Source organism: Sulfuricurvum sp., from assembly GCF_028713855.1.
Classification (GTDB): domain Bacteria; phylum Campylobacterota; class Campylobacteria; order Campylobacterales; family Sulfurimonadaceae; genus Sulfuricurvum.
Genome location: NZ_JAQTNN010000014.1, coordinates 12,215 through 35,075, shown reverse-complemented (window position 1 = coordinate 35,075; position 22,861 = coordinate 12,215). Strand labels below are relative to the sequence as shown.

Annotated in this window: 18 protein-coding genes; 5 read left to right on the top strand and 13 right to left on the bottom strand. The window is 38.6% G+C overall.

The annotated features are described in order from the left end of the window. Positions 1-156: 156 nt before the first annotated feature. The 4 genes from PHI47_RS11850 to PHI47_RS11835 are packed head-to-tail and all read left to right on the top strand — an operon-like array spanning position 157 to position 4,429. Positions 157-1,152 carry a nucleotidyltransferase gene (locus tag PHI47_RS11850; protein ID WP_299937639.1) on the top strand — a complete coding sequence of 332 codons (996 nt, stop codon included), beginning with the start codon at positions 157-159 and terminating at the stop codon, positions 1,150-1,152. Continuing rightward, a complete protein-coding gene (locus tag PHI47_RS11845) occupies positions 1,149-2,882 on the top strand; it encodes a ThiF family adenylyltransferase (protein ID WP_299937636.1) in 1,734 nt (577 codons plus the stop codon). The genes PHI47_RS11850 and PHI47_RS11845 overlap by 4 nt, the downstream gene beginning before the upstream one ends. Next, positions 2,872-3,372 carry a Mov34/MPN/PAD-1 family protein gene (locus tag PHI47_RS11840; protein ID WP_299937634.1) on the top strand — a complete coding sequence of 167 codons (501 nt, stop codon included), beginning with the start codon at positions 2,872-2,874 and terminating at the stop codon, positions 3,370-3,372. Before PHI47_RS11845 ends, PHI47_RS11840 begins: the two co-directional genes overlap by 11 nt. Continuing rightward, complete coding sequence (locus PHI47_RS11835) at positions 3,356-4,429, top strand: SAVED domain-containing protein (RefSeq protein WP_299937630.1); 1,074 nt, start codon at positions 3,356-3,358, stop codon at positions 4,427-4,429. Before PHI47_RS11840 ends, PHI47_RS11835 begins: the two co-directional genes overlap by 17 nt. Positions 4,430-4,452: 23 nt before the next feature. On the opposite strand, the gene PHI47_RS11830 is transcribed toward PHI47_RS11835, so the two are convergent. The 10 genes from PHI47_RS11830 to PHI47_RS11785 form a co-directional block, all read right to left on the bottom strand. Then, positions 4,453-5,310, bottom strand: coding sequence for a hypothetical protein (locus tag PHI47_RS11830; RefSeq protein ID WP_299937628.1), 858 nt, complete (start codon positions 5,308-5,310; stop codon positions 4,453-4,455). After that, positions 5,307-8,969 (bottom strand): ATP-binding protein, encoded by a 3,663-nt coding sequence (locus PHI47_RS11825; RefSeq protein ID WP_299937625.1) that lies wholly within the window; start codon positions 8,967-8,969, stop codon positions 5,307-5,309. Before PHI47_RS11825 ends, PHI47_RS11830 begins: the two co-directional genes overlap by 4 nt. Continuing rightward, the gene (locus tag PHI47_RS11820; RefSeq protein WP_299937622.1) at positions 8,966-9,550 is read right to left on the bottom strand and encodes a hypothetical protein; all 585 of its coding nucleotides are present in this window, start codon (positions 9,548-9,550) and stop codon (positions 8,966-8,968) included. The genes PHI47_RS11825 and PHI47_RS11820 overlap by 4 nt, the downstream gene beginning before the upstream one ends. 9 nt (positions 9,551-9,559) lie before the next feature. Beyond that, complete coding sequence (locus tag PHI47_RS11815) at positions 9,560-10,762, bottom strand: hypothetical protein (protein ID WP_299937619.1); 1,203 nt, start codon at positions 10,760-10,762, stop codon at positions 9,560-9,562. Between the two features lie 81 nt (positions 10,763-10,843). Continuing rightward, the gene (locus PHI47_RS11810) at positions 10,844-13,366 is read right to left on the bottom strand and encodes a DEAD/DEAH box helicase family protein (protein WP_299937617.1); all 2,523 of its coding nucleotides are present in this window, start codon (positions 13,364-13,366) and stop codon (positions 10,844-10,846) included. Beyond that, entirely contained in the window at positions 13,367-14,914 is a 1,548-nt protein-coding gene (locus PHI47_RS11805; RefSeq protein ID WP_299937614.1) for a site-specific DNA-methyltransferase, read from the bottom strand. A gap of 132 nt (positions 14,915-15,046) precedes the next feature. Beyond that, positions 15,047-15,526: a hypothetical protein gene (locus PHI47_RS11800; protein ID WP_299937611.1), complete on the bottom strand. Its 480-nt coding sequence runs from the start codon at positions 15,524-15,526 to the stop codon at positions 15,047-15,049. Further along, positions 15,526-16,224 (bottom strand): hypothetical protein, encoded by a 699-nt coding sequence (locus PHI47_RS11795; protein ID WP_299937609.1) that lies wholly within the window; start codon positions 16,222-16,224, stop codon positions 15,526-15,528. Before PHI47_RS11795 ends, PHI47_RS11800 begins: the two co-directional genes overlap by 1 nt. A 4-nt stretch (positions 16,225-16,228) precedes the next feature. Next, positions 16,229-16,402, bottom strand: a complete 174-nt coding sequence (locus PHI47_RS11790) for a hypothetical protein (RefSeq protein WP_299937606.1) — start codon at positions 16,400-16,402, stop codon at positions 16,229-16,231. A 174-nt stretch (positions 16,403-16,576) separates the two neighbouring features. After that, positions 16,577-18,106, bottom strand: coding sequence for a TROVE domain-containing protein (locus PHI47_RS11785; protein ID WP_299937603.1), 1,530 nt, complete (start codon positions 18,104-18,106; stop codon positions 16,577-16,579). A gap of 477 nt (positions 18,107-18,583) precedes the next feature. Between PHI47_RS11785 and PHI47_RS11780 the strand changes: the two genes are divergently transcribed. Beyond that, positions 18,584-19,564, top strand: coding sequence for a YafY family protein (locus tag PHI47_RS11780; RefSeq protein ID WP_299937600.1), 981 nt, complete (start codon positions 18,584-18,586; stop codon positions 19,562-19,564). Positions 19,565-19,574: 10 nt separating this feature from the next. On the opposite strand, the gene PHI47_RS11775 is transcribed toward PHI47_RS11780, so the two are convergent. The 3 genes from PHI47_RS11775 to PHI47_RS11765 form a co-directional block, all read right to left on the bottom strand. Then, complete coding sequence (locus PHI47_RS11775; RefSeq protein ID WP_299937598.1) at positions 19,575-20,183, bottom strand: hypothetical protein; 609 nt, start codon at positions 20,181-20,183, stop codon at positions 19,575-19,577. 210 nt (positions 20,184-20,393) lie between these two features. Then, complete coding sequence (locus tag PHI47_RS11770) at positions 20,394-21,092, bottom strand: NYN domain-containing protein (protein ID WP_299937595.1); 699 nt, start codon at positions 21,090-21,092, stop codon at positions 20,394-20,396. After that, positions 21,082-22,824, bottom strand: coding sequence for an SUMF1/EgtB/PvdO family nonheme iron enzyme (locus PHI47_RS11765; RefSeq protein WP_299937593.1), 1,743 nt, complete (start codon positions 22,822-22,824; stop codon positions 21,082-21,084). The genes PHI47_RS11770 and PHI47_RS11765 overlap by 11 nt, the downstream gene beginning before the upstream one ends. Positions 22,825-22,861 lie beyond the last annotated feature (37 nt).

The following is a 22,861-nucleotide window of genomic DNA, read 5'->3' as shown; positions in this document are numbered from 1 at the left end:
AAATCTTATTCCAATACTGTACTTTAAGTATAAAAGCTGATGAAAAAGCATTTGTCTACAATACAAATATATTGCAAAAAGTCATTATATTTGTATACGTATCATTTTTTTGTTATTATTGTTTAAATTTATTGGAGATTCTAAACAATGCCAAATATGCAAAAAGAGTTTGATACATTTCATGAAAAAATAAAACTTAAAAAGTATGATGAGAATAAAGATCTTCGAGATAAAAGAGATTTGTTGATTGATGAACTTAGAGATGCATTGAAGGATGAAAAAATACCCGGTACCGATAAAAGCCTAACATTCAGATCAATAAATCAAGGTTCATATGCAATGAACACAGGTATCAGACCCAAGCATGATGATTATGATATTGATGTTGGTGTTATCTTTAACGTTACTAATGAGGAATATGAGTCTGGCACTTTAAAAAAACTTGTTAGAGACAAGCTTAATAAGAGCAATCGGACTGTCAAATACAAGCGGCCATGTATTACAGTGGAATATAAAACAGAAGATTATCATGTTGATTTGGCGGTTTATTCAGATAACAATAGTGACATTCATATTGCATGGGGGAAAGAATTTTCAGATGAAAAACTTTGGTATAAATCTGAACCGGAAGAGCTCACTTCATGGGTTGCAGATGTTTCAACTGATCCAGACAAGGCTGCTCAGTTTAGACGCTGTGTAAGATTTTTAAAAAAATGGAAAGAAAAGCAATTTAATTCCGGAGGAAATGGTGCGCCGCCATCTATTGGGTTGACTATTCAGACAAGAAAAGCTTTTAATTTTTATGATAAAAAAAGTGATTTAAATGCCCTCATAACTGTAGCGAAGTATATTAAAGATTCGTTTTGCGATGAATATGATCACGCCTTATCTAAATGGATGAAAAATATCGTTGTTGATCTACCGGTCGCACCTTATAAAAATGTTTATTACAAAATGACTTTGATACAAAAAGATAAATTCCATGAGAAAGTAGATATTCTTTTGGAAGCTCTAGAAGAGGCTGAACGGGAAGAATCGGCACATAAGGCAAGTAAAATTTTGCGTAATGTTTTCGGTGATGAATTTCCACTGGTAGAAGATGTGAAAGAAGCCAGAGTTATGCCCTATGTAACTTCTGGAAATAATGCGTGAGCCATGAAGAATTAGAAGAGGAAATACGAAAGATCTCTATTCAGTGTTTGATTTCATGCGAAAAGGGCGCAAGTGAGAAAGTATGGAATTTTTCACTAAAAGGAAGAAAGATTTGGAATGTTTCACTTGATTTTTCATATGACTTTCCCAACCGTCTTCCTTTCGCAAAACTTTTAGATAAAGATGATGTAGGTATATTGGCTCATGTGAATAGAGCGTGTACTGTATGTGTTGAAGAGAGCGATAGTATAGTCATTAATACATCAAATCCTTCAAAAGTTATCGAGTATTTTTTAGAAGAAATTGTTAAAACTCTTGATCATGCAAGTGTGAGAATCAATCAAGTTGAATTAACAGATGAATATGAAGGATATTTTCAACACGATGCGATTGGCGACGTTAATTCTTTTTATGTAGCTACTGATAAATTCGAAATTATCACACTTTCTGTCATACCAATAAGATCTGGGTATCTTTATCGACAAAATCATCATTACCATTTTCCTGTTTTATTATTAAATCAACGTAATGAATATCCAACACATTTCAGTAATGTTAAAAAAGCCATTTCTACGATTATAAACATAATACATTTACCGCTTGATACACCTGTTTTGCCACCGTCAAATGCAGAAAAATTGACAGCTAAATATATCTATTCCATTTTCGATAATATTTCCCCGGAAAACAAGAGTGCTCTAAATGAATTTTTAGAAAAAACCAACCCTAAAAAGGAATTTTTTATTCTCTTAAGTATGCCTAGACAGGCAAATGAACGGACCCAGCTGTTATTGCAATATATACACAAAGATGATAGGCCTCATCCTTGTGCAGAATATTCAGATCAATGGGAACTTAGATTTTATACAATGCAACGGAATCATAGAGAGTATTTACTCGAAAGAGGCGGGGCTAAAAATATTTTGTCAAACAAAAAAGTGGCCATTGTAGGATGTGGCTCTGTCGGAAGTGAAATAGCTTTTATGCTTGCTAAAACAGGTATTGGAGAATTGACACTTATAGATAATGACGATTTAAAGGTTGACAATATTTATAGGCATAGATTAGGAGGAAGCTATTTAAATTATGAGCTTGAAAAATTAAAAACTAGCACTCCAAAAGTAAAACATAATAGCAAGGTCGTAGCATTACAATTCGCTTTGCAAAAAGATTTGCCATATGTCAAAGTTACTGCAATTAAAAAAGTTTTTGAGAAAGTTTTGAATGAAGAATATATTGTTAATTCAGATTTGGTCATTATTGCGGTTGGCTCACCTTCACTAAATTTAAAATTCAATATTGACTTAAAGGGAAGGGACGTAAAACATGCAATATTTTGCTGGAATGAAGCAGCTGGATATGGAGGGCATTCCGTACGTTTAAATCTTGATACATGCTGTTTGAATTGTCTATATACATATGAAGATGGATATTCAAATATCTGTAAATTAAATCTACTGGATTCAGACCAAAAAATATCAAAGAATTTGACAGGTTGTGCTGGAGTATTTACTCCGTTTTCTTACTTGGACTCTTCCCAAACAGCTATTTTGGCTGCTAACCAATCTGTCCAATTGCTTCTAAACCAAGATTTAACATCTAAAGCAGCGTCTTGGAAAGGTAAAGGTACGGGAAGTTTAAAAACAACTGCTCGTTATGACGCAATAAATTTAGTTGATGAATTTGCAATATCGAGGGCAGAGCTATGCAAGGTTTGCAATGACAAATGAATGGGAAATAGAAGTCCATGGATATGGTTTGGTTAGAATATCCAAATCGTTGATTGAACACCTATTGAGCTATAGACAAATAAATTCTAGTGCGGCAGAATCGGGTGGAGTATTGATCGGGAAACATTTGAATTCAAATGGGACTCTATTAATCGATGATTATACCCCGCCTCAGCCGTCTGATAGACAAGGAAGATATGAATATTATAGATCAGACGACCACAATCGATTAGTACAAAAAATATGGCAAGAATCACAACGCAAATCAACATATGTAGGTTTGTGGCATACACATGCGGAGCCAATTCCAAATTATTCTTCTGTAGATAAAAGAGATTGGAATATCGCCTTGAATAAGTCTATGTACGAAGGTGATCGACTATTTTATTTCATAGTTGGCCAGACTCATATCCGTTGTTGGATGGGAACTAAGAGAGCAGTTTTTAATAAAATCGAGTTAATAGGAGAATACAATGCCAATTTGGCCTAAAATTAAATGGTTGCTCAGTGTCTTAATCGAATTACGAAAAAAATCATATCCACTTGTTAACTATGGGATAAGAATTTTGTATCTGGTTCCAGTATTACTCGGTGGTTGGAAAATAGATATTGTTTTCAAGAATGCCAAACCTTTAGTTTTGTTTGATCAATTTGAAATTACAGTTGCAGATATTTCAGATATCTCTTTATGGATGGCCATAATATTTACGTTAGTTGGTACTTCACTAATCTACTACGGTATCAAAACTGTACGTAACCAAGCTAGAAAAACAGCAAAAGTTATGATTGTCTCAATGCTCGGCGAATCAGCGCATTTTCCTGATGAAATCTTGTATGAATCAGAAAAAATTGATTCAAGAGAGCCCATTAAACTTGGGGTATCTGAAGGCCAAAATTATATTGAAAAATCTATAGAGATGTTTAATGCTGAACAAATGGTAGATATTTATCACCGTTTTATTTTACATCATGATTGTAAAAAGGTTTTTTTGGGAGGTAGAGCGAGAGTACCATTATTGGTAGCGTATGGTTCACGTTTTAGAAATATAAGCGCTAATATAGTCTATTTTGATCAAAAACATGCAAATAATAAGTGGCATTTACTTGATGATGAAGATGAAAACATTGGATTAAGTTACCATCCTATCAATGAGATACATCCTAATAAGGAAGGTGCAGTAGGTTTAGCTATCTGTTTCACTACTCAAATAGAAGAACATCAATTGCCTGCATCTATTCATGGCCATACATTGATTATTACCTCAAGTAAGAATATTGGTAGAAATCTAATTAATAACCAAGACAATCTTCAGCGAATATCTGAAGAATTAAAAATAATCATTGACCAACTTTCTAGCAAAGAAAATTGCAGTAGTATTCACTTATTTTTATCTGTTCAATCTTCTTTAGCATTAGAGATTGGCAGAAATTATCAAGAAGGTACACATAAAAGTTGGGTCATTCATAATTATAATGCAGGATCTGGAACATATGACTGGGCTGTACAATTGAATTCAGATAATACAATCAAACAACATAAGCAATGACCTAATATTTGCATATATCAAGTTTAAATAAAAGATTCTTGCTCAATTCCCTTTTTCTGAGTACGGATCTCATCGATAAGTATCTGCATTGATTCATCAATCCCTTTGAGAGCAGCGTATTTACGCTTTTGTTGTTCAAATAATTCAGGAAGCCCTTTAAATCTCTCAAATAATTCATCCACAGAACATGGTAGAAAAAAAGACCCTCGTTCATCCACTATCGGAGCATACTGTACTTGATAAATATGTATCCCTGCGAGATCAATATCCCCATAATGGATGTAACGGTTACTGACTCTGGCAAGTAATCCTTGTAATGTGCCGCAACGTTCCACAAACAATACTCTTCCAAATTGCTCAAACAAATGACTTTGTCTAAATGCATTGGTGATATTGGTAAAATTCTCAACTCCAACAATCACAACATCAACAGGTATTTGGATTTCAACGTTTTCATGAACAAACAAAGCTGTACCTATAGGAAAGCTAAGGTTCACTTTTTGTCCTCCAATTATCACTTCTAAAGGAAATGGCGCATTAATGTGGATACCGGTTTTAGGACCAATATTTCGTAATTTTGTACTTACCCCAAGGGCAGATAGCTCTTCCCTACTGGGTGATATTAGCTCCAATGCCTGTATGTAACGTTCAAAATCATCAATATTGTAGTAGGTTTTGATATGAGCCAAAAACCCATCGTATGAAAGAGGAAAAACTTGCCATGACCTTGCAGCTACATGTCGAATGCGTATCACGCCACAACGTTCTAAATCTTCAAGCAGTTTTTTTCCACTGCTGCTGAACCCACTTTTATAAACGCTGCTTTGTGTTTCGAATAAATCCCGAAACAAACGGGCATCACCAAGTGTTATCGGCTTCACTTGTGTACTGCTAATCGAGAGATTTTAGACTTATTATTCACGATGCGATACAGATAAATATTTTTGTATCGATCAGGTACTTTTACATCCGGTGCCGCATTGAGAAGATAAACACCGTTTTCATTCGCAAAATTAATGATTTGACGCATATTTTGTTGATCAAGCATCCCAATCTCATCCAATACGACATGAACTGGAATTCGTTCACCTTTCTGCGTTCCTTCCATTACGGATTGCAAAAGGGAAATATAGGTTAACGTTTTGATGATAATCGAGGTACCGGTAGAACCTATGCCCGAACGTGAGCTTGCCCAATCGAATACATTGTCATTTTCAACAACACGAAACTGTACATCAAACGTGTCTGCAATGCTCAGCTCTTCTCGACGTTCATCATTAATATGATTTAATAGCGTATCAAAATGTCCGAGAATCTCAGATGATGCCCTATTGCTGTGTTCTAAATCCCCAAATAATGAGTCACTTTTCCCATAAGGAATTTCAACAGCGGAAATCGCTTCTAGATCTTTGAAGATTCGATGTTCATTACGGACCATACGAATCCCGATATCATTTATAACCGGAATATTCACAATTGCTTGTTTGAGCCCTTTGTCAATTCGATTAACGAGCGTTTCTATCGTACGCGTCTCACTGCTGAAACTTTCATATTGCTCAGATATATTTCCCTGAATAAGGCGAATTTCGGATGCAACCGTCTCTTTGATCTCATCAAGACCTCCACCTTCGACGAACTCTATAAGATTCTTGGCTGAGCGAATAGTAGCTTCACTCGAAGCAATACTGTATTGAAAAAAGATAAATTGATCGGAACCTTTAAAATAGGATAAAAATCTCCCAAAGAGTAATCCAACTTCCTTGCCGGCACTTGAGCGGCGCTGATGTTCAATGGACGCTGTATTGCCAAGGTTACTTGTAGATTCTTCACTTGGCATAGGAACACATGTGGCTTCGCCCTCATCATCAATCTTTTGGGTAAAAAAATGAAAGTCATTTTTATTCCATACAATATCAGCCTCTTTGATGTACATATCGCAGCTATCGATAGTGAGGGCTAAAGCATTTATTTTTTCATGAATTGCTTTCTCTTCTCTACGCATCTCTTCCATACGTTTCGAGCGTTTGTTTTCAACATTCTGAACTGAAAGCGTGAGGGTATCTACTCTCTCTTTGAATGAAGATAGGCGTTCAATTTTTTTAAGCTCTTCCCGCCATCGCTCAACTGCACTTCTATGGGATTTAGCTGTTTCAAGCCGTTTTTGCGAAGCTTCAAACTCATTTCGCAAGGTTTCAATCAACTCTACAGAATATCCCCCTTCAAGGAGAGCATTTTTGCGTCGCTGCTCTATATCCATTCGACTTTGGGCACTTTTATTTTTTTCTGCCTCAATTATCGATTCAAGAGACTCTTTTGCCCGAACAAGCTCTTCCCGAAGCTGGGTTAACGTATCTTTGTATATGATTTTACATTGATTGATCTCTTCTCGTAAAAGACTTCCCGCTGCATCATTTTGAAGTTTCAATTGTTCAACCAATGCTTTAGCCGCATCATAAGCATTTTTTAAACTCTCTTTAGCGTTATCCCATTGTATTTGAGATGATTTCGTGAGAGCTTCGTACTCTTCTTCTAATAAGACTAATTTTGCATTGTCTCTGAGCAAGTCTGTATCCAGACCATCTTTTTTGGATTTGAGAGAGAAATATTCTTTCTGAAGATCGTTTTTTTCTTTGTTGATTGATGCAAGAATTTCATCCGACTCATCCGTAATTTTTTTCACTATGACTAAGATAGCTTTTTTCTCTGCCCTGATTTTTTCAAGAATTGTCTCACGAGACAAATTCGATTGCGGTAATACCGATTCATCGAGTATCAGGCCGTAAATAGATGGATGCACCTCCCCTACCCTTGGGAACAATTCTGTATTTAGCAGTATTTCATCTTTTAGTATAGAGGTCAGAATCCCCTCACGCGACGGTAATTGGGTACGTATGAGATGCAATAAAGTCTTTTCATTGGCTTCTAGTAAATCTTCTAGCGTTTTAATAGTCTCTAGGAAAGGTTTTTTTTCAATTTCAATCCTACGGGTCGTATCAGAGCTGATCGTTTCAATTCGTTGTTCTAAGGCATCCCTATGATTGGCATTAGACTCCATTTGACGACTTAGCAGTTCTCTATCATCATTGGTTTTGGAAATCGTTGTTTTCAAGACTAGAATGGATTCTTTGAGCTGCATCACAGGGACGTTATACGGATTTGCAGATACTATATTCGTATGATTCTTATAGGCTTCCATATACATCGTCTCAGCTTTCGCCAAATCGAGTACCAATTGTTTATTTTTTTCTTCGTTATATTTTTCGATCCGTTCAAGATCAAGGTCGTGCTGTTGTTCTAAAAGCTCTTTACGCGAGTCATTTTCCTTTTTAACGTTTTCATATCCTTGCTCATGAAGACGTATTTGCTTAGCAAGACCTTCTTGTTCACTAAGGAGCATATCATCATACGTTTGGGCTAAACTTTTTGCTCCCCCTAAACTATTGTCATATTCCGTTTTCTTCTGATTCAACTCTTTTTCAAGGGTAGGGATAGCATCGACTTCAGCAGAAGCACTCACCATATCTTTATCAGAATAATAGATTTGAAGCCTTTGTGCCTCCTCAAATTCAAGCTTTGCAGTCACAAAATCCGCTTTTACAGCATCTACTTGCGCATCAAGTTCACGTTGCTCTTCACGTTGTCGGCCTTCGATTACCCCATATTCTATGTCAAGCTTCTCTTTTGTTAAACCAGCCTCTTCTTTTTTGAGAATTAACGCTTTTTTGTTTGATTGCATCTGTCGCAATACCCGCTCAATCGCATCCGTATGCTGGGTGTAATTATGAACCTCTTCACCCATTTTTTCAATCAGTTTTTTTTGCTGTTCGTAATTTCTCACAGCACGAAATTGCTCAATCGCACTATATAGCTGACTACGTATTTGTGGCAATGACAGTGTAGACGATGCCCCATAACCACTGGTAATCGCTTTTTCGATTGCACCTGCTTTTACACTTGAATCGACAAAGATACTCGATTGCATGTCAGGTATATGACGATATTCCCCTGCCGTTTCCATTAACGAATACTCTCGAAAAACGCCAAGATCTTTTTCCTTACGTGTATCAATACTTCCATAAAGTATTTTACGGTACACCCCAGGATCGGTAATTTGTGTGCTTGGCTTATAGCCTGCAATCAGAAAATATTTTATGACCTCTTTAGGATTTTTAACAACTTGGTTTTCCAATACAATGGCATTGAGATCAATATTTCCCTCAACTAGCATAAATCGCCAAGCAACACCGTTTCCATGCTGATACGTCATCAATAGTATGTCACCATGTAGCCCAGTGTAGCGGTAAAAAATATAGGAGTTTGAATGAGGGTACATGTATTTTGACCATGACGTTTTCCCCTCACGTCTTGTAATGCCAAGCTGATCACTTCGCGTCGTTCCATAAAAAAACAACATTGCTTGACTAGTCGTTGTTTTACCGACGCCGTTTGTCCCGGTCAGAAGAGAATTTTCATCCACATCGATATGCCCATAGGCAAAGCGACCGGTGTTATAGAATGTAATCGATTTAAGCCCCTTCATTGTATCGCCTCATCATCACGGGTATTGATTCGTTTCACTGATTCAAAAAACTCTTTGGCATAGTTATAAGCTGATGTCACCATGTAATTATTTTGATTGTCACTAATGGGAACTATGATTCCAAAGCGCTCCATCTCACTAAACACTTTCTCGCAAAGCTCCTGTAATGATTTCCCCCTAGAAATACGAGCATTTTCCAGTTTCTCATAACGGATAGCATCACTTTTGAGCGCTGTGGCTAATTCTGCAGGAGAGCCACGCCACCCTATACCAAAAGAGGGAAATACTCCGTGAAAAAGTTCCATAAAATCCAGAAGTTCGAGAACCCGATCAATCCTATTTTCTTTCGCGCTCTCAGGCATATCCGAGACGGTAAAAAGGAAGTAACCCTCCCCTCCTGTCAATTCATAACCCAGCTTATCAAAATAAGAAAAGAGGAGTGAATGGTGTGAATCGCAAACGCCATAGAGTCTTTTTTGATGGGAATCGGGATGATTATCAACGATAAAATTCCCTCTGCGTAACGTGTCAAAAATTTCTTTGATTTCAATCGGAAGCTTGGCGGTATCAATAAGTGCCATTTTGTATCCTCAGTGTATTGATTTTAAATGTGCAGGAATACACATGTGTGTTGAAATGATTTCCATTTCTGCTTCACTAAATTCGAGATAGCGTTCTCCAAAAACAGCTGCAGACAAATAAACTTCAAGAAGGTTTTCATCGTTAATATCAGGATAAGACGTTTTAATGTATTCCAGTAGGTTCTGCTGGCTATCCGACATTACATATCCATCCAAAAGAACTGCATAACTGACAACCTCGATGGTCTCATCTTTGAACAAAGAATCGTCTATGGGGACATTGGTAGCTTCAATTTTTCCTATGGATTGGCTCACTGAACCCCGTGAAAGAACTTTTTGTTCAAACTCATCTTCATAGGAGTAATCAGGATGCAGTTTGATAGTATAGTTTGGTCTCTCTACGGTTGAATAGCCATTTAAAAGTGGTTCTTTTTCAGACTCGTAAATCAGTTCATAGAGATTGGTCTTATCAATAATTTCCCTACGGTCTCTCAACTCTTTAAGCTCGACTAGATGTTTGTAAAAACGGATATTTTCATTGGTTTTGCGTATATACTCGACAACACTGCTGTTTAATTGAATGAGCGTATTGGAAACATCTAATATATAAGTTCTCAGACGCATTCGGCGAAGCAAAATAGCCGTGTCACCCACATGCGTAAAAAAGCCTCTAAATCGAGACAGTTCGTCTCGAATAAATCTGAGTTTTGATTCAAATCGCAGAAGAGATTCATTGTAGGAAGTAAGTTCTTGAAGCTTTTCTTGTGCACTGGAAGCAGATCGATACGTAAACTCTACATGCCGTTGAATACCACGTAACGTATCCAACAGATTTCTTGGCATCCGCTGTAATTCTCTTTGGATATCACGGAGATGTCGAGCCGGATCCCCTCCGTTTTCGGAGGTGTTGTAGTATTTTGAAATTGAAGTATCTATTTTTTTGAAGATTTCGACGTAATCATAGAGATTTTCATCGTACCCGTCTATCAAATGCGCTTCGAGCATATGGATGATTTGATCATCGAGGATAACTTCATTGTTAAAAATTTCGATGATGCCGTAATCTTCTAAAAAAGATATCGTATCACTATTGGACATTCCAATGGCACTGTTGATATTCATCTGCCGACCGTTGCTATCGAATATTGCACTCAAGAGGGCAGAGTTTGAGTGCAATATTTTCAGTAATTCGCCGACGTTTTTAGCTCGCATTTACAATGCATCCCTTTAATTATTTAAAATGAATATTTTTACCACAGATATGAGACAACGTCGTGTCCTATTTCAAATCACTTAGAGTATAGAATCAGTTATTTTGTTTTTAAAATCACTTCTTCCTACCATCGCAAATAGATTCCCCGTCACCTTAGCCCATACGTCCCCTACGCGTCTTTTTTCAATCGAATCGGAACTTTCCATAATATGTTCCCCTTTGTATTCGATAGCAAATATCCGCCCATCTTTGAGTTTTGCAATAAAATCCGGATAAAAGCGATCGGTAGCCGTTTGTAACCAAAACGCAAGTTGCGGCTGCATCTCTATATTACGAACCCACATCTCTACTTCATCAAGAGAATCGATAAATAACGCACACTCAAGTTCTTCATTGTTCATTTCGTGCACTTTTTTGTAAAAATGCTTTTTAAAATTCAAACTGTTCTTATCCGGCTTACAAGGGTAACGATCACTGTCAAATCTAAATGCATGTCCGATAGCAAGTTCATCCCCTTCAAGCAATTCTTGAAAAGCATGTTGTCGTGCTTGCCCCAATCCGCTTTCGAGCATATGCTTGACGGTATCTGCGAAATCGTATAGATTCGCACGTATAGCGACTGGATCCATGTTGCGAGTATGAATACAATAGTGAACCGCATGGGCAACAAAAAAGACCAGTTTGGCTTGATCAATCATTGTCAGATTACGGCGATCCAACTTATTTAAAACAGCATTCGTCAATGCTCTTTCATCAGGTGTTGCAGCCTGTCCGCTGAGACTAAGCAAATCATCTCTAATGCTTCCAAGCGTTTGTGTAACCAGCTTTTTACCGTCAATATCAACTTCCAGTTTCATACCGTGCGCATGGACACTGAAAACTTTCTCATCAAACTCAGCCAAACGGATCATTTCTGCTTCGCTTAGCATTGATCTTTCAATCAAAATTTCACTATCAAAATCCCACAATTCACCCTGTTCTTTTACAGCAAGTGTAGGTACCTCGAAAAATTGAGCAAAACGGGCTTCACTCTCTTGCATAACCCTTTGCTCGACAGCTTTTGCCAATGACTCTCCACCCTCTTTACGAGCCGATGCAATAACTTCGATTTTCTTTTCAACTGAAATATCATTAGGATTAAAATTGCTTTGGATTGGAGCAAAACAACGTTCTAAATAATCATCGGCTTCAGTTGTTTCGATCAAAGGTAATGTTTCAGGAGCTTGTACTTCTGGCAATGACGGTCGAAGAATGACGACTTTTTCCGCTTCTTGTTCTTCAAACCCGCACTCTATCAAATTATCTTTGAGCGCTTTAATGACTTCAGATGTTCGCAGTGAAGTAACAATCGCATAGGATTTTGCCAATGCTGGTTGAGATTTTGGTTTAGCATACGGCATCCGCAATACGCGACCCAAAAATTGTTCTACTGCTGTACCGCCTGCGATATTAGCAACAGAGCAGAATACGGATGCATAAGGGGCATTCCATCCCTCTTTTAGTGCTGCAACAGTAATAACATAACGAATCGGGCAGCGTTGACTCATGATATCGATACCATCGAGATCTTTTCTCTTTCCGGTATGTACAGCTATCTGTTCAGCCGGTATTGCAAAATTCTCTTTTAAAAACGCTTCCAAGACATCGACGGTAACAGAATCATTCTTCCCTTCCGGCTCAGCCTTGAAGAGGATTAACGGACGAATGTACTGACCGGTTGTTGAGAGTTCGACGGCACTAAGGTCTTCGAGCTCTTGCCGTTTCTCAATAGCCGCTTTGACGACAATTTCCCACTTATCGATCACTTGAACTTCCAAAGGAAGTTTGATCATATTTTCGGCTTTGAGTTCAGAAGCAGAAACGCTGATTAGGATATTGCTAGCAACTTTTTCACCACGCGTTTGCATTTGTGGAGTTGCCGTGTATTCGAGTATACACGATGGTTCTATTTCCAGTAGTCGAGATATAGCTAAATCGTTTCGAGCACTGTGTGCTTCGTCGGCTATGATAATAGGATGTGCTTTTGCTAAAACGTCACGCAAGCTCAGTTTATCACCTAAAGCATGTTTGAGATGGACATATTGACCGTTTAAACCAAAGAAACGACGCCCCTCTTCTTTATCGACACGAAACGTTGCAAAGGTTGCGACAATGACAACAAAATCACTGACCAAATCAAATGCGTTCGAGTATGCCTCATCAATTGAAAGTATCTTAACGCTTTTGGATGTTGCAGCATTAATAGCTTGTCGCTCTGCACTATTGTGATTACGAAGTTCACGTAATGTTTGATCCACGATCGCTTTGGTAGGAGCCAACCAAAAGACTACAGCACTATCACTTCGTAATAACTCACGCATTGCCAACGAAACACTGTGTGCAGCGATAAGTGTTTTTCCACCACCGGTAGGAACACGAACACAAAGATAAGGGCGAAGATAATCCCATGCTTCAGAGCTGACAAGAGTGTAGGCGGTTTTGCTGAGCCCTAACGCTTCTTGAGTCCGTTCCAATGACGCTTTTGGGTTCTCATCACTTCGAAACTCGACAAAATAACGTTGCAATGCATCGAGAGCGTTTTGTTGATAGGTTTTAAGCGTCATTTATCGATCCTTGATTTCAAAAGGGAGTTGGCGAAAAGTAATTCCTGCATCTTTGAGTTTTTGAGGATCGATGGTGCAAGATGCAGCATATACGATTCGAGATTCATTTGAATCTTTGAGGAGTTTGGCAAGTTTTTTACGCTCAAACGTATCGAAGAAAAGATAGAGCCCGCTTTCGTTAAATGAACCAATGTAAGGCAAAGTTGGTTTGGTTTCGAGAGGTACGCCGTATTCGCTGAAAAAGAGATGTTTGGCCAATACCTCGGCAGAAACTTCAGGATTTAACGCTCCATTTTCATCTTTGATAGATTCTCCAAGTTCACAGTAACGGAATCCTCCTCCTATGCCTAGAGTAGACCCATACCCTTGCATGACTCTTTTTACTCGTTCTGCCGTAATATCACGAGCATAATCTTCCATCTCTACCAAAACAAATTTGCGTTGACCGTTGTCTTCATTGTTTTGAGCCAATATGGCATGAGCTGTAGTACCACTCCCCGCAAAACTATCCATAATAATATCTCCGGGGTTACTTGCGATTTGGAGGATACGACGAATTAATCTGGTTGGTTTGGGGGTTGTATTAAAACCAGAAGTCCCTGCAAAAATAGATAATAGTTCCTTTGAAGCTTCATCAGTATGTCCAACTTCTTCATGTGGCCACCACGTCCAAGGAACAACACCTTGTACTTCTGAAAGATATCTAATTACATTTGGCTGAGATTTTCCATCTTTACCAAAATATATTTTTCCTTCAGATAGAAATTTTTCATATGTTGCTTTGGATAATGACCAGCATCTGCCTTCAGAAGGTCGAAAAACCTTTCCCGCAGGTGAAATTATTTCATAAAACTGTTCAGCCGTGGCATGTCCAGCTTGAGCTGTCATCGGAATACCACGCCATCGTCCTTTTGGATCATTATTGAGATTTTTATATACCTTAGCTTGTTTTTCATCAAATGGAATACGGTTTCGTTTTTGTTTGAATAATGTTGGATTCATAGCATAAACAACAATATATTCATGAACATCTCCAATCGCCTCACGGTTTTCACGTGAGTAACGCTTTTGCCATACATTGCATGCAATAAATCTTTTTACACCAAAGATTTCGTCCATAAGAGTTCTAAGATGATGAACTTCATTATCATCAATACTAATCCATATGGAGCCATCCTCAGATAAAAATTCTTTCAATAATTTTAGACGAGGATAAATCATATTCAGCCATTTATCATGACGACAAAGATCTTCAGCTTCTTGCCCAACAGCTCGTCCAAGCCACTCTTTTATCTCGGGACTATTTACAGCATCATTATAGACCCATCCTTCATTTCCTGTGTTATAGGGAGGATCAATATAAATCAGTTTAACTTTGCCCTTGTAATAAGGCAGAAGAGCCTTTAATGCATGAAGGTTATCCCCTTTAACTATGAGGTTCCCTGCATTCAAATCACCAACAACTTCATTGCATTCGACGAGTCGGTAGGGGATTTCATTGTGATGATTGAGTATGGAAGCTTTACCGATCCAGTCGAGAGAAGGCATATGTTAAATCCTATTAATTTAAGTAAAGAAAAAATAAAGTTGATTTTACCTTGATTTCATTAGAGAAGGACTTAACCCACTCAATCGCGTCGATTCACACAAGAGAATCGATGTTCATTTTCATCAAGTTATTCATCCCCCACTGAGCAAACCCCATGCAACCAAAATTGCCACTACCACCCATAAGTCGTTTTTTGCTTTTTTCTGCACATCGGTTTCGATAGGAGCTGGAGTCGGTTCACGCATCGATGCTTTCAAGCGGTTGCGCAATCGTTTAAGCTCGATCAGTGCAGGAAGGGTTTTCTCATATTCGATGCGTCTGCGCTGACGTGACATAAAAATTAATCGCCCGTAATACCATATTCGCATACTCAAAATATACAACTCTACGAAGAGCCACCGCAGGGGTGCTTCAAATATCATCCATAACATTGTGATGAGAAGAACAATGGACATAAGAGCTAAAATCATGGCAAAAGATACGATAGGAACCAGTATCAGAAAAAATACCCAAACGGACAATTCTCCGCTAAATAGATCTGTACGAATGCCATCAATATCACTTATTAGCAAAATCACTGCACTCAAAATATACAACGCGATTAATGGCATTATTTGACCTCTATTTTTGCAATTTCGGAAAAGATGAGGATTTTTTCACGGGCTTTCATCAGCACCTCCCATGATGGCCAATCGCTTCCACCGCCAAGATCGAGATTAACAGGCAGATAGTAGAAAAACCATTCATTTACAGGATCGTGTTTTTCCGGTTCACAATACCAAAATTCGACATCGATAGAAGCCGCCAGTTTATATTTAGAATCACAGATAATTCGATATGCGGCAAGCCACAGCATCAGCTCTCTTCGGAGTCTTTTAGCAATATCATCGAGTAAAACGCCTGCTTTAAACTCATCGATCAGACCTATAGCATTGAGCAAGTCATTTTCAAACTCATATTTATCGTCCCCATATCCCACTTCGATACAGACGGTCACAAACCAGTATAGATATATCAGTTCTAAAGGGGAATGATCCGTTAATCCGGTTATCTTCTCATCCAACCATCCGAAATGCTCAAAGCCATAGGCATTGATTGCAGGAAAATCAAAAAGATGGTTTTTCAAAAAATGGTAATGAGGCGATTTATCCAAAATCTTTCTGGCTCGATTTTGCAGGATAGCCACCCGTTGTGTATCATGGGGATATAACCTAACCGTTTCTTCGAAAGTTTTGCGATAAAAATCCTGATATTCCAATGACCAGAACTTATTTTGGGATTCGAACATATCATCCAATGTGTATTTCATGTCGTTATCTCAGACATATCGATAATGCGATTATCACGACGATAATCGGCCATATCATCGAATAAACCCATGTCATAGCAAAAGAACGTACTTCCAGCGTTGCTGATGGTCTAGTGACAATGCGATAGAATCCGATGATGATACTGATCAGCGCTATTAACATGAGTGCAATACACATGGATATCCTTTATATATGTATTTCTTAAAACGCAAAAAACATCCATTGCGTAATCGTCTCTTGAGTTCTCTTCATCCATGAAGTGCGTGTAGCAGTTGTAGGTTTCATCGTGTAATCCTTTACGTTTTGATGATGGCAGTGTAAAGGAGAGGTTGGACACCATTGTGTCCGTTTTTAAAGATTGATCGATTCGATCTCATTTACCAATGCATCCGGATCATTCCAAAGTTTCGGAGCAACCCTGAGAAGTTTATCGGAGAGCCCACTAATCTCTAAAAAATCCCCATCGAGTTTGATCGGTGTTCCGGCACCATATCCTGCCAAATCCCAGAACAGCACTTTTACATCCGGTGCAATACGCTGTTTGTAGAGATCGGCGTAGGTCTTGAAAGTCTCTTTCTTGCTGTTTTGCGCATACATTTGATTATCGGTAAGTATGATTACTTTATCCACTATGATTTCATCTTCTATTAAACGATGAAACGGCATATTGACGTAAGTAGCGCGGTTAGCAGCATGATGTCGACTGATTTGCTCAAATGTGAAATTTAACTCCAATTTCCATTCTTCACATATATCCGACCAAAAATAGAGATAGGTGTTTGAACATCCTACATTCTCAATAATCGCTTTAGCTAAAATCTGTGCATGAGAAAACAAGCTTATCCCTAATGATTGGCTGTCCATGGAGCCTGAATTATCAATAAGAATCGCTACTTTTTCTCCCTCAGATGCAAGAGGTTCGATACGTGTCACATATGAGAATGCTTCTTCGAGAACATTACGAATATCTTTGTATACACTACGGGGAAGATACTTTTCTCTCACCTCTTCAAGATCGATTTGGTTCATCGGATCTACTACAGGGGTGCTTTGGCATTGAGTGAGATCGATATAGGCTTTGTAATACCGAAACGGCAATACACCCGAACGGCTCTGCAACGTTTTTGAAAGAATGATCTCTTTCCACACTTTGAAGGTCTCTTCACGTCCGTAGCCTTCTAATATCTTCGGTGTCATTTTGAGTGCTTCCATATAGCCCACTTTATTAGCTTTGGCTAGGTCAATAAACGTCTCTTGAATATCGGTGTCACGTTTGATTGACGTATGCAGCTGCTCAATCTTAGGGAGATTGACATCAAGCACTTGTTTGTAAAGTTCCAAATGTTTTGAGGGGCGTGCTAAACGTATAATATCTTTGAGTTTTACTTTGGCATTTTTCTGCTCATATTTTTTGAGCTGATACGCATCAAAACGTTTCTCTTCAAGTACCTCACGAAATGCTTTTCGCATTCCATTTGGCACCATTGATTGTGGGTGCTTGGTATTCCATAGTGATACCAGCTCGGTCATATCATCGACCCGTTTGATTAGACGATTGATAGCGGGTTTGATCACTCCGCTGCCGGTAGCGTTTTCACATAAGGTAACGCCCAGTACATGGGATACGGAACGCAGGTTGGCATTATGACGGGCATAGATCGCGCATTTGGCGACGAAGGAAGCTTCATTATCTGCTATCAGCTCTTTGGATAGGGTTTCGAGAGATGCGATACGGCTCTCTTCACGCTCATAAAAGAAGTCGTTGCTCAGAGTCGAACTCATGACACTGATAGCCAGTTCATGTTTGGCATCGTTGCGGTATGAGATGCCATCGGCAAGGTTAGACTGCTTTTGTGAAGGTATGGTGTTAAATTTAGACATAATAGTCTCCAAGTATTAGGTGGGGAGATGAAAGTGTCAAAGCCGCTTTCCAGGATAAATTTCGTTGATGCTTTGACCGTAATGCTCCCCGTTCCGCACAGGATAAAAATAAAAAGAGTGACTTTACGCCCATAGAGTGAATAATGAGCAGAGACAACAGCCTCATCTCTCATAAATTCATGAATGTAGCGAGGGCACTCCCTCGCTACATTCCTCTATGATCTTTCAACGTATGGTGGCGTTGATGCTTAGCGGTTTTAAGCTAGTTACTGTGCTTTTACGATGAACTCTTTTTCGTAATGCCTGATTGGAACGATGACATGATAGGGTGAATATTGGACGTATAATGTCCGAGGTGAAATTTACAAAAAAACATTTTTAGAGCAATATAAATTAAAAACGGACATAATGTGTCCGTTCATCTCGATATAATCTTTCGAAATTACCATAGGTGACCATATGAGCAAAGCATCTTCCATGAATCGCGTTAGCACCATCGTCGCGCGTCTGAATGAAGGCAAACGTCTAAGCACCGCTTCCTTGGCTGCTGAGTTCGAAACCTCCGATCGTACCATTCGCCGTGACATTGCCCTCATCAAAGAGGTATTCGGTGAATTTCTCATTAATGACAACGGGATGATCTACGCGATTCAAAAAGAGCTCTTAGACAATGTACTCACCCCTGATGAGATATCCCTGCTCAAAGGGGCATTGGGACTGGCGGAGCGAGGAGGATTATCCCTCACCAAAAAGATGGATAAAAAAGAGCGCGAAAAGCTCACCGGCAAGATCAGCGAATACGAGCGGCTTTATACATTTAAAACCCGACCGTTTGAAGAGTTTAACAGCCGTCCTGAGCTGTTTCGTGAGTTAGAACGTGCCGTGAAGTTCCATCAGGAGATCCGTATCGATTATCTGCGTGATGGTGAAGCATCGGTCTTTATCGCCCGTCCCTACTCAATCGTCTTTTTGAATGAGAATTTTTACCTCGCAAGTGAGTTGTTTCATGAGGGAATTCCGTCATTGCTTCTATCACGTGTAGCTATGATTCAAAGTATCGAATCCACCGGAGAGCTGTTCCGACCAGATCCATCATTTTTGAAATTCGTCGAGCGTTTTCAGACCTCATGGGCGAAGTATTATCCGAAAGCGGATGGGACATTCGATGAACGTGAAGTAAAACTGCAAATCAGTGGCGAAGTAGCACGTTATTTCAAACTCAAAAAGTTTTTACCGAGTCAAAAGGTTGTCTCCCATTTAGACGATGGAGATATCATCGTCACCTATACCGTCACCAGTGTTTGGGAGATGGTACCGTTGTGTCGTCAGTGGCTGCCTCATATACAGGTACATTATCCGCGTAGCCTTCGAGAGATACTGCTACGTGAAGCGCAAGCGGCAGTCGAGAAACTTCGCCAACAGCCCGCTCGGACATACGGTGGCTGCAAAAGAGGATAAAAAATCACTTTTAAAACGGCGGATACGTTTCTTCAAAAGCATGCATATATCTCACAGTACAATACTCCGGTAACCTAGATTGTAGTTCATTTGTCAGCCGATGACCTTCTGCATTAAATGCTTCCCATTCCAACGTATTGTCCAACGATTTGTAAAAATCTTCCTCCCATGCATCGAATTCCTTTTGAAGTTCATCACTATTGGAAATAGTATACCCTCTTAAATCGTCTTCGATACTATCAACAGTGATACTTGTCCCTTCATCATCCCATAATGAGGCACTGTAATCTGCCATTACGTCATAACCGTAGATCATTTGCCATGATTCATTCATCCAGTACTGAACTGAAAAATCATAAAGTTTATAATTTTTAAGCTCTTTTGCGAGTTCTAACCCCTCTTTATGCAAAGATTCCCAATCAAAGATTCCATTATCAGGCAACGGACGCTCGTTATAACGTTCTTGCCATTGCGTAAATGCGTCTGCTAAATCATTAGGAAGTTTAAGAGATTCATAGGTAAGCATTTGTCCCATAATGTTATCCGAAGGGTTTGGTGGCATCCATATTCCGGTACTCCCGAATTCTGGCCAAACACGCAACAGTATTTTTTTATCCATTTTTGCCCCCTAAAACCATTTCTCAAACGTCTTTTGATGTTTGTAGATATACACAGGGGTCGGTATCATCAGCGCTATAATTATCCATTCGGTATCTGTCATACTTTCCATCTCAATGACCTTTGTATTTTATGCGTATAGTGTAGAACACATTTTAGACACCCTAGTGTCCGTTTATTGCTTAAATTTGATTAATAACTGCACCCATACTCAACCATGATTCCGTACTCTTTTGTCCCAAAGAATAGCCTTGTGCAGCCCCTGCTTCACATCAATTTCAAATATATCAATCTCTTTGAGTAAATCGCTCAATTTTTCATATCCAAAAGTTGTTGCGGAAAACCCGTTTCTTTTCAAATTAGCTTCAACAGAAAAAAAACTGGCATGAGCATTTTCATTTTTTTCTTCATCCACTGCGTTACGAAGCATATTGACCAGCCTTGTGTCCTGCCGTAATTCTTTTCGAGTTTTTTTACCAAATTGTGCATCAATACAAATGAAATCTGTACAGATTTGTTTGTACAACTGAGATGCCTTGCTCTCTCCAAAACATAAAACTCTTTTACTGTGTTCTCGTAATTCCATAATGAGTGGTGTGAAATCGCTATCACTTGATGCGAAAGCAAAAATATCAATATTCCTTGACAACATATTCATTACATCTATAGCCAAGGTCATATCACTCGAATTCTTTCCTTTTGCATACTCCAAATGATGAATCGGTTTTAAAGCATATTCATAAAGCTTGTCATTCCAAGCTTTTAGATTCTCTTTCTGCCAATTTCCATAAGCCCTGCGAATAATAATCTCCCCGTAAGAGGAGAGTTGCTCGATAATTTCATCAAGCCGTTTGTAGCTGATATTTTCGCAATCAATATAAAGTGCAATTGTTTTAGGATCATTTCTCATAACAGATCCTAAAGCCGATTTTTTGATATTTATATTTTCCGGTACTTTCAGCCGAAAATGATGGTGTGGATAACTCATCCCCGGACAAGAAAGATAAAGTCAACGGTTTCATCAATGAGGGCGTAACCATTGCTGCATCGTGACCATTAAACTCCAAAAGCCATTCAGAAAAATGGTGATTGATACATAACTGTAAACCATTACTCTGTGGAATCATTTCAGGCGGATTTTTGAAACGGACATAAATTTCCTGGAAATCATTTCTGGGTTTAGTAATGTCTTCAATGACATCATTTGCCGGAGTAAAACATATTAGATCATCAGACCATCGATTTAACCCATTCAAATCAGACACTTTAAAAGGATTATCGAACATCTCATACCATTCAATGGCTGATAAGAGCCGCACCGGAGCATTATGTTTCAATTCAACCCATCGGCAATAGGCGACAGCATCATAATAGGTCACAGCTACCGGATAATTATCAGGTTCTAAATTGACTGTTTCCCAAATATCATTCTCTGGATGTCGCCCTTCTCGATAGCTTTTTGAATGAGAAGATTCATCATTGTAAAATTCTGAAAACTCTCCGATCGTGATCAGGTCTGAAGTAAACAATACTTTACCGTTTGCTAGCTCGATTTCTTTAAAACCGGGTAGTTGATCCGATTTTGTTTTTTTGGTGTACGAGTACTCCCCCATTTTTTCAAAATAGTTTTTCAATAAGTTTTCATGCCCAGGATGTATCCTGCCACCGGATTCATAGAAATCTATATTTGCATGATGCTGAAGTTCTTCAAGCCAATACGATCTACGTGCATCTTGCTGTTTCTTCTTTGAATCGTCTTCTTTTCTGCCAAAATAGAGCCATCTGGCAAAGTCGTAAGTTTCATTCATCACCGATGGAATACGGTCATGATTCAAATAAGGTCTGAATGGTGATTGATCCTCAAAGTCTGAATTTCTGAGATGCTTGAATACAAAATCATATATTCCATTCGGCCCTTTCAAAAATATAAGGTGCTCATTGAAGGGAATTATTTCTATCCACCCTTTTGCACACTGCAACATTAGCTTTTTGAGCTCTTTAGCATCTTCTATCATACTCTCATTGGTCTTGTATTTTTCGCCATTTTGAGGGTAGGAAGTTACTATATATCGATCATCTTCATGAGAATGATTTAGAATAAAAACATCGCCAAGCAGATTATTAAAAATACCAAGAAAATTATTTTTATGTCTAAATGGTATCAATAGGTCGACATTTGCCTCTGAAACAATTTCATCATATGATTTCACCGGTTTTCCAAACGCTACACTCGGATTATAAAAATACTCATGATCGATATTACAACCATATCCTGTGAATATTGCTTTAGGGATAGGCCGATCCGAAAAGAAGAGTCTGTCGGCAATAGAACGAAATGTGAAGCGATTACCTAGCAGATCAACTCCGTGATCCTGAGCATAAAATGTTAAGGTATTCTGCTCAAGAAAAGGCACTATGTTATTCTCATAAAATGACTCATATTTACCCCATGGATAAATACCTATTGCATCGGCGACACGATTTAAATAGTCATTCTTCTTCAATGACAAATCTGATCTTTGCAAATCACGATAGCCTTGTTTAATCATATCAGGATTTAATCCAACCACAGGGATGGCAACGAATCGCGGACTGCCGTTACACTCAACAGCATACCGACTTAAAACGAATTTTTTTAGCATGAAATGCCTTGTTATAAGAATGTATAGGTGTGGGATA